At 39.6% G+C, this 798-nt stretch carries 1 tRNA gene and 2 rRNA genes; all 3 read left to right on the forward strand.

From position 1 onward, the window contains the following. A 16S ribosomal RNA gene (locus IR152_RS19755) occupies positions 1 to 115 on the forward strand; the annotation flags it as partial. A 55-nt stretch (positions 116 to 170) separates the two neighbouring features. Beyond that, positions 171 to 246: transfer RNA gene (locus IR152_RS19760), tRNA-Ala, on the forward strand. 334 nt (positions 247 to 580) lie between these two features. Further along, positions 581 to 798: ribosomal RNA gene (locus IR152_RS19765) — 23S ribosomal RNA — on the forward strand; the annotation flags it as partial.

Raw genomic sequence — 798 nt, forward strand, 5'->3', positions numbered from 1 at the left:
GCCCGAAGCCGATTATCTAACCTTTTGGAAGAAGTCGTCGAAGGTGGAATCAATAACTGGGGTGAAGTCGTAACAAGGTAGCCGTATCGGAAGGTGCGGCTGGATCACCTCCTTTCTAAGGAGAATTGCCTACTGTTTAATTTTGAAAGTTCTTTACGAACTTTATATATGGGGGTGTAGCTCAGTTGGGAGAGCACTTGCCTTGCAAGCAAGGGGTCAGGAGTTCGACTCTCCTCATCTCCACCATTTAAGAGTATATTACTTAAATCTTTGATTTACTTAGTAGCCTCTTACAATGCACTTATAGCTTAAATTTATACAAGCTTTGTGTGTTAGCACTTTAAGCAACAGAATAAACTGAACGTATGTGAAGTTTGTTTGTTGGCGCTGTGCGTTAGCACTTTAAGTAACGGAATAATCTGAGTGAATACGAAGGTTGTTCGTTGACGCCGTGCTTTAGCACTTTGAAAACTGCATATATATATTTAGTGATATGACATCTAATTTGTAATATATAAAGCTGATAACTTTTTAAAATTATCGAAGTTGATAGCTTCTAATCTATCAAACCTTTTTAACTGGTCAAGTTATTAAGGGTGCAGGGCGGATGCCTTGGCACTAGGAGCCGATGAAGGACGTGATAAGCTGCGATAAGCTTCGGGGAGTTGCATGTAAACTTTGATCCGAAGATTTCCGAATGAGGAAACTCACTTAGAGTAATGTCTAAGTATCATTAAGTGAATACATAGCTTAATGAGGGGAACTCAGGGAACTGAAACATCTAAGTACCTGAAGGAA

The sequence above is a fragment of the Clostridioides sp. ES-S-0108-01 genome, from assembly GCF_020662285.1.
Taxonomy (GTDB): domain Bacteria; phylum Bacillota; class Clostridia; order Peptostreptococcales; family Peptostreptococcaceae; genus Clostridioides.